Annotated in this window: 5 protein-coding genes; 1 reads left to right on the forward strand and 4 read right to left on the reverse strand. The window is 41.3% G+C overall.

Annotation, left to right across the window (positions count from 1 at the left end; translation table 11 throughout):
- The first annotated feature begins 9 nt into the window (after positions 1–9).
- Positions 10–135 carry a hypothetical protein gene (locus Q0871_RS18200; RefSeq protein WP_299326343.1) on the forward strand — a complete coding sequence of 42 codons (126 nt, stop codon included), beginning with the start codon at positions 10–12 and terminating at the stop codon, positions 133–135.
- 34 nt (positions 136–169) lie between these two features.
- Here Q0871_RS18200 and bglX read toward each other — a convergent pair whose 3' ends face one another.
- The 4 genes from bglX to Q0871_RS18220 form a co-directional block, all read right to left on the reverse strand.
- Positions 170–2,443, reverse strand: a complete 2,274-nt coding sequence (gene bglX, locus Q0871_RS18205; protein WP_299326346.1) for a beta-glucosidase BglX — start codon at positions 2,441–2,443, stop codon at positions 170–172.
- Positions 2,444–2,656: 213 nt separating this feature from the next.
- On the reverse strand, positions 2,657–3,505 hold the full coding sequence (locus tag Q0871_RS18210; protein ID WP_299326349.1) for an OmpA family protein: 849 nt from the start codon (positions 3,503–3,505) through the stop codon (positions 2,657–2,659).
- A gap of 1,100 nt (positions 3,506–4,605) precedes the next feature.
- On the reverse strand, positions 4,606–5,538 hold the full coding sequence (locus tag Q0871_RS18215; protein ID WP_299326352.1) for a type IX secretion system membrane protein PorP/SprF: 933 nt from the start codon (positions 5,536–5,538) through the stop codon (positions 4,606–4,608).
- Between the two features lie 23 nt (positions 5,539–5,561).
- Positions 5,562–6,727, reverse strand: a 1,166-nt coding sequence (locus Q0871_RS18220) for a gliding motility-associated C-terminal domain-containing protein (protein ID WP_299326354.1), incomplete at its 5' end; no start/stop codon positions are given.

Here is a 6,727-nt window from a genome sequence, read left to right on the forward strand (position 1 = left end):
AATTTTAAAATGAGTGCTGCCGTATTACGCATGCATGAAGCCAAAAACTTTCCAGGCGGTATCATAGCCAGCTTATCTATTCCATGGAGTGGAACAAAAGGTGATACCCATAGACTAAGTAATTATGTAAAATAACTAAGGTCTATTAACTAATGATAGTTTTTAATTTTTAGTCGTTCAATATAAAATCTGACTCTAACTGAGTAGTAGAACTTCCACCAATAAAGACCTTAAATTCCCCCGTCTCAGATTCCCATATATTATTTACAGAATAGAATTCTAACGTTTTAGGAGTGATAGTAAAGCTCACATTTTTAGTCTCACCTGGCTTTAAAGAAACCATTCTAAAATCTTTTAATTCTTTTACAGGTCTAGCAATACTGGCAAACAAATCTTGAATATATAATTGAACCACTTCTTTGCCTTCGTATTTACCGGTATTAGACAAATCGAAACTGATTTTTAACTCACCCGTTTTGCTTAAGGAATTTGCATTTAACTTTAAGTTGTCATAGGTAAATTCAGTGTAACTTAATCCATAACCAAACTCATATAAAGGTGTATTCACTTCATCTGTATAGTGCGTCCAGAAAACAAGATCATCACCAGGGTACGTTGGCCTTCCTGTACTTAAATAGTTATAATACAATGGTACTTGTCCAACATTTCTTGGAAAAGTCATTGGTAATTTTCCACTTGGGTTATAATCACCATAAAGCACCTTGGCAATAGCATCGCCACTAGTTGAACCCAATTGCCAAGCTTCTACTATTGCAGGTATATTTTCATCTGCCCAATTAATAGTCAACGGTCTTCCATTCATTAAAACCAAAACTATGTTCTTATTTACCGCATATACAGCTTCTAATAATTCTTGTTGCAAACCAGGTAAATCTAAATTTGCCCTACTTCTACCTTCGCCTGATTGAAAACCATGCTCACCCAAGACCATTACTACTACATCTTTATTTTTAGCTACTTCTACAGCTTCTGCAATACCTGTTCTGTCTGTAGTATTTATATCAATTTCAAAGACGAATGCTTCTTTTCCTTTTACCAACTCCACTCCTTTTTCATGGTGCAGTTTATTTCCTTTGTATTTCTTTAAGCCTTCCATTACCGATACTGCAGAATTATCTTCCGCGGCAAGTCTCCAACCACCTAATGGACTATTCTTATCTGCCGCTAACGGACCAATAACTGCAATGTTCATTCCCTTCTTTTTTAAAGGCAATAATTGGTCATCATTTTTTAGAAGCACTATAGACTTTTCCGCCATATCAAGCGCTATCGCTTTATTTTTATCGCTTCCTATTACTTCTTTTTCTCGCTCTTCGTTACAATATTTATAAGGGTCATCAAAAAGACCTAATTCATATTTTACCCTTAAAATTCGTCTTACGGCATCATCAATTTTATCAACGGAAACCTTACCTTCATCTACCAAATTTTTTAAATGTTTTACATATAAATAAGATTCCATATCCATATCACTACCAGCATTTGCAGCACTTTCAGCAGCAGATTTGCCATCTTCAGAATACCCATGAGCGACCATTTCAGCCATTGAACCCCAGTCAGAAACTACAAACCCTTGGTAATCCCATTCTCCTTTTAAAACCTCTCTTTGTAAAAAAGAATTTCCGGTGGCTGGTATACCATTAAGTACATTAAATGAATTCATAAATGTTTTTACATCAGCTTCTATCGCTGCCATAAACGGAGGAAAAATAGTATTGTACAATGTTGACGTACCCACATCTACTGTATTGTAATCTCTACCCGCTTCAGAAAAGCCATACCCAGCAAAATGTTTAGCTGTTGCCGCTATAGTATTTGGTGCTGAAAGGTCTTCTCCTTGAAACCCGGCAATTCTTGCCTTGGCTATTTGACTACCCAAATAAGGATCTTCACCTGCGCCTTCCATTACTCTACCCCATCGTGCATCTCTTGATATATCTACCATTGGGGCAAACGTCCAGTTTATGCCTGTTGCAGATGCTTCGTCGGCAGCCATTGCTGCAGAAGCTTTAATTACATCCATATCCCAACTAGCAGATTCTGCCAATGGTATTGGGCTCTGTGTTCTATATCCATGAATTACATCATAACCAATAATTAAAGGGATACCCAATCTAGATTCTTCAACCACAATCTTCTGTACCTTACGAACTTCTTCTACGCCGGTAACATTTAACATAGAGCCTACCCAACCATTTTTAAGATGCTCAAATTTACTAGAGGCATCACCTTTTTCTGGAACAGGACCTGTAACATTCCAAAAACCATTATACTGGTTCATTTGCCCAACTTTTTCTTCAAGAGTCATAAGTTCCATTAAAGAATCTATCTTATTTTCTACTACAACATCTAATTTTGTTTGAGCATAGTTACTATGGCTAAATACAAATAAACAGAAGGTAATTAATATATATTTTTTCATGCTTTCTATTATAATAAAGAGTTTAATGGTCAATGAAATATAACCATAGAAGATTCGAATTTACTCCAAAATTATAATAATCTCCTAGGGTAGTAAATATACTAGATCATTTAGATAAATGAGAATTTCTAAAATAGCTAATACATTACTCAATCAAAAAAAAGGGAAGGAGCTATGCTCCTTCCCTTTTCAATATGTATTGGTCTATGTTGGTTATTCTACCACAATAAACTCCGATCTTCTGTTGAGTTGATGGTTCTCTTTGCTACATGGAATATTGTTGCTACAGTTATTGGTAAGCTCTGTTTCGCCGTAACCTTCATATGAGATTCTGTTGCTTGGTATACCTGCTGCTATTAAATATTCCGCGGTTGCCTTCGCCCTGTTCGCCGATAAGCGCATGTTGTAACTATCGTTCGCTCTTGAATCGGTATGCGATCGTACCTGTACGTTTACTGTTGGGTATTCGTTCAAATATGCCAATACCTTTTCGATACTGATCCTCGCATCTTCACGTATGAAGTACTTGTCGAAATCGAAGTAGATCGGTTCTATGTTCAGGTATTTCGCTAGGTCCGTGCCTACAGGTGCCGATGGGTCTACCTGTGCCAGTACGATCTCTATTCCGGTCGCATCTTCTGCACTTACCGTCATAAAGGTCTTGTTACCTTCTTCGTAATCCGTCTTGGTGGCTACTACCTTATAACTGCCTTCTGCGCAGTTGCCTTCCATTTCGAATGCTCCGTTGGCATCGGTGCTCGAGCTCGATACCACTTTGTTATCCTTGTCATATACCGTTACCGATGCATCCGTTAACAGTGCATTGGTTTTCTCGTCCTTTACGATTCCCGTGATTGCCGTATGGCAGGTGAAGTCCAACGGCGTCATTTCTATAAAACTATAGATATCGTCATTGCCCTGTCCTCCTTTTCGGTTCGAGGCGAAAAAGCCTTTCTTCGTCTCTTCGTTGATGATATACGAGAAGTCGTCTTCCTCTCCGTTCAAAGGGCGTCCTACATTGTAGATCTCTCCCTTTTCATTGTTCAGGTCCGTTGCGAACACGTCAAGTCCCCCTAGTCCCGGATGCCCATCGGAAGAGAAATAGAGTTTATCGCTCTTGGTCACAAAAGGGAAGGTCTCCCTTGCCTCTGTATTGATTCGTTCTCCCAGGTTCAGTGGTGTACTAAATGTACCGTCCTTGTTGATATCGACCACATAGATATCCGATTCCCCTTTCGTTCCCGGCATATCCGAGGCAAAGTATAATTTCGTCTCGTCGCTGTTAAGCGTCGGGTGCGCTACCGAGTAGCTGTCACCGTTAAAGGGCAGTTCTTCGATATTGTTCCATTCCCCTTCTATTAATCTTGCCCTATATATTTTTAATCTACTGACTCCTTCCTCGTCCCTTTCGAACTTGCCTTCATCGGAATTGTTACGTGTAAAGTACATCGTCTGTCCGTCCTTGGTAAATGCCGTCGACGATTCATGGGTCTTCTTATTAAGCTTCTTGGATAACTTGTCTACATTGGTAAAGTTACCTTGGTCGTCCTGTTCAGCTTTGTACAGGTTCAAGAAAGATCCGTTGTTCCATCTATGGATGTTCTTCGTTAATAGTCCGCTGTCCCTTGCCGTAGAAAACACCAGTCCTTCTTCATAGAAAGAGGGTGCAAAGTCCGATACCTTCGAGTTCAGCCCTATGTTCTTTAGTTCGTACCTGCCCGAACGTTCCTCGATCTGTTCCAGATAATCTTGGTTATCGCTATATAGTAATCCGCGTTGATCGTTAGATCTTGTCGCTTTGAACTTGTTCATCCAAGTGTCGGATTCCGTATAGTTTTCTAAAGATTTTAAGGTCTGTGCGTAGCGGTACATATACTCCGGGTCGATATCCGCACCTTCCAGTGCGAACAGTTTACCGTACCAGCTAGATGCTTCTTCATAGTTCGCATTTAAATAGTTTGCGTTCCCGAGGTTCTTATAGATATCCTCCTCCGTATTTCCGTCCTTTACCAACTCTTCGTACGATTGTATCGCAGAGGCATAGGCATAGTCCGTGAATTTTGTGTCCGCTTTCTCTATCTTCTTGTCCTGTGCGTTTGACATCATAGCCATTACCGCCAAGCCACAAAAAATATATCCTGTTTTTTTCATGTCGTTTTTTATTAAAAGAATCTTGGGGTGATCACTCGTTTGTACTTGTTCAAAAATTCATATCTAAGCATGATCTCGAAAGACCCGTCGTTGAACCTGGTAGCTCCAAGATCGGTCGTTTCCTTATCATATGCCAGACCCAACATCAACTGGTCGTTCAACTGGAAACCGAACAGGGCGCTGATCGCCGCGTCCCATCTATACGCAGCTCCCAAAGAGAACTTGTCGTTGAACAAAAAGTTCGCACTTAGGTCTAATTGTAACGGTGCGCCCTTTACAGCTTTTATAAGTGCCGCAGGCTTGAACTTTACATTGTTCTTCAGATCGAACACGTAGCCCGTGATCAAATAGAAGTTCATACGCTCCTGTGCTATAAGGCTCGAACTGTTCGTATCCGAACTGTCGAAATGCTCGGTCTGTAAAAAGTTAGGTACCGATAGTCCCGCATAGAACTGGTCCGTATGGTAATAGATCCCCGCTCCGAAGTTCGGTGAGAACTTGTTGTCGATGTTCGGAAGGTTGCTCTCCGCCCCGTAGTTTCTTAGCTTCGTAAAGTCCACGTTGAAAAGGTGTCCGCCGGCTTTTAGACCGAACGACAGCTTCCCTTCCTCCGAGGTCTTTACCGTATAACTGAACGCGGCATCGATATACGTATCCTGGTTGGTACCGTTACCGATCTCGTCGTTCACCACAGATAGTCCCAATCCTACATGTTCCGAGACAGGGGTATGGAAGTTCAGTGTCTGCGTAGTCGGTGCGCCGTCAAGGCCCACCCACTGCGAACGGTGAAGTGCGGCGATGCTCAATACCCCTCGAGAACCTGCGTAGGCAGGGTTCACCGATATCGTATTGTACATGTACTGTGTGTACTGGGCGTCTTGCTGCGCATGGCCCATAAAGAGTCCCGCTACGGTAATTATAATGGTTAGAAAATATTTGTTCATCGTATCTTTTTTTAGGGGATTTTTTATCTGTTTATGTATAGGTAACCCGACTTGTCCAAGTTATCTCCATTATTATTATACTTGATTACATAGAAATACACGCCTACCGGTAACTCTGAGTCTTTACTTATCGTGACCCTACCGTTAGAGGTGCCCGTAAACACATCGGTACTATTATCATAACCTGACATTTCGTAAACAACTATTCCCCATCGGTTATAGATCTGTACCGTATTGTTAGGGAATGACTCGATATTTTCTATTCTCAAAAAATCGTTCGTACCGTCACCGTCAGGTGTTATGACCTCATTGGAAACCGCTATGCCAGAGTCAACTACTTCTGCGTTACAACCGGCATCTAGACTTGGAACTCCGCCTATGGAATCACATGGATCTAATGGATCCGTGCCGTCCTCGACCTCTTGACCATCCGGTATAGTATCACCATCGGTATCCGCATTATAAGAATCTGTTCCTATCGCATCCTCTTGGGATGTCGTCAGACCATCTCCATCACAATCACTATCAGGTAAGGCTGTTCCATCTACATGGTCACAATCATCTAAAGGATCAGTGCCGTCCAATACTTCCTGACCATCAAGAATACCATCATCATCTGAATCAGGGTCATTCGGGTCTGTACCTAAAGATGCTTCTTCATCTGTTGTCAATCCATCGTTATCACAATCCGAAGTTCCTAACGGAGCTCCTCCATTTGAATCACAATCGTTCAATGGATCGGTACCATCAGAAATTTCTTGACTATCGGAAATTCCATCCCCATCTGTATCTTCATTATAAGGATCGGTGCCATTGGCAACTTCTGTACCATTAGTAACTCCATCTCCATCACAATCTGCCGAAGCCCAAATGGTGTTACTTGCAAAATAGGCTGTGTAACCAATTGCTTGTTGTGGATCACATGGATCTAATAAATCGGTACCATTAGCTGATTCTAAATCATCTGAAACACCATCGCCATCAGTATCATTATTGTAAGGATCTGTACCATTGGTTACTTCAGTACCATTATCGATCCCATCACCATCACAGTCTGCGGCAGCCCAAATTGCATTGGTAGCATCGTATCCTGTGTACCCTGCAGCTTGCGCTGGACTACATGGATCTAGAGGATCAACATCGGTATTGTCAGGAACACCATCCCCATCGGTATCTGTATTATATGGAT

The sequence above is a fragment of the uncultured Maribacter sp. genome (assembly GCF_947500985.1).
GTDB lineage: Bacteria > Bacteroidota > Bacteroidia > Flavobacteriales > Flavobacteriaceae > Maribacter.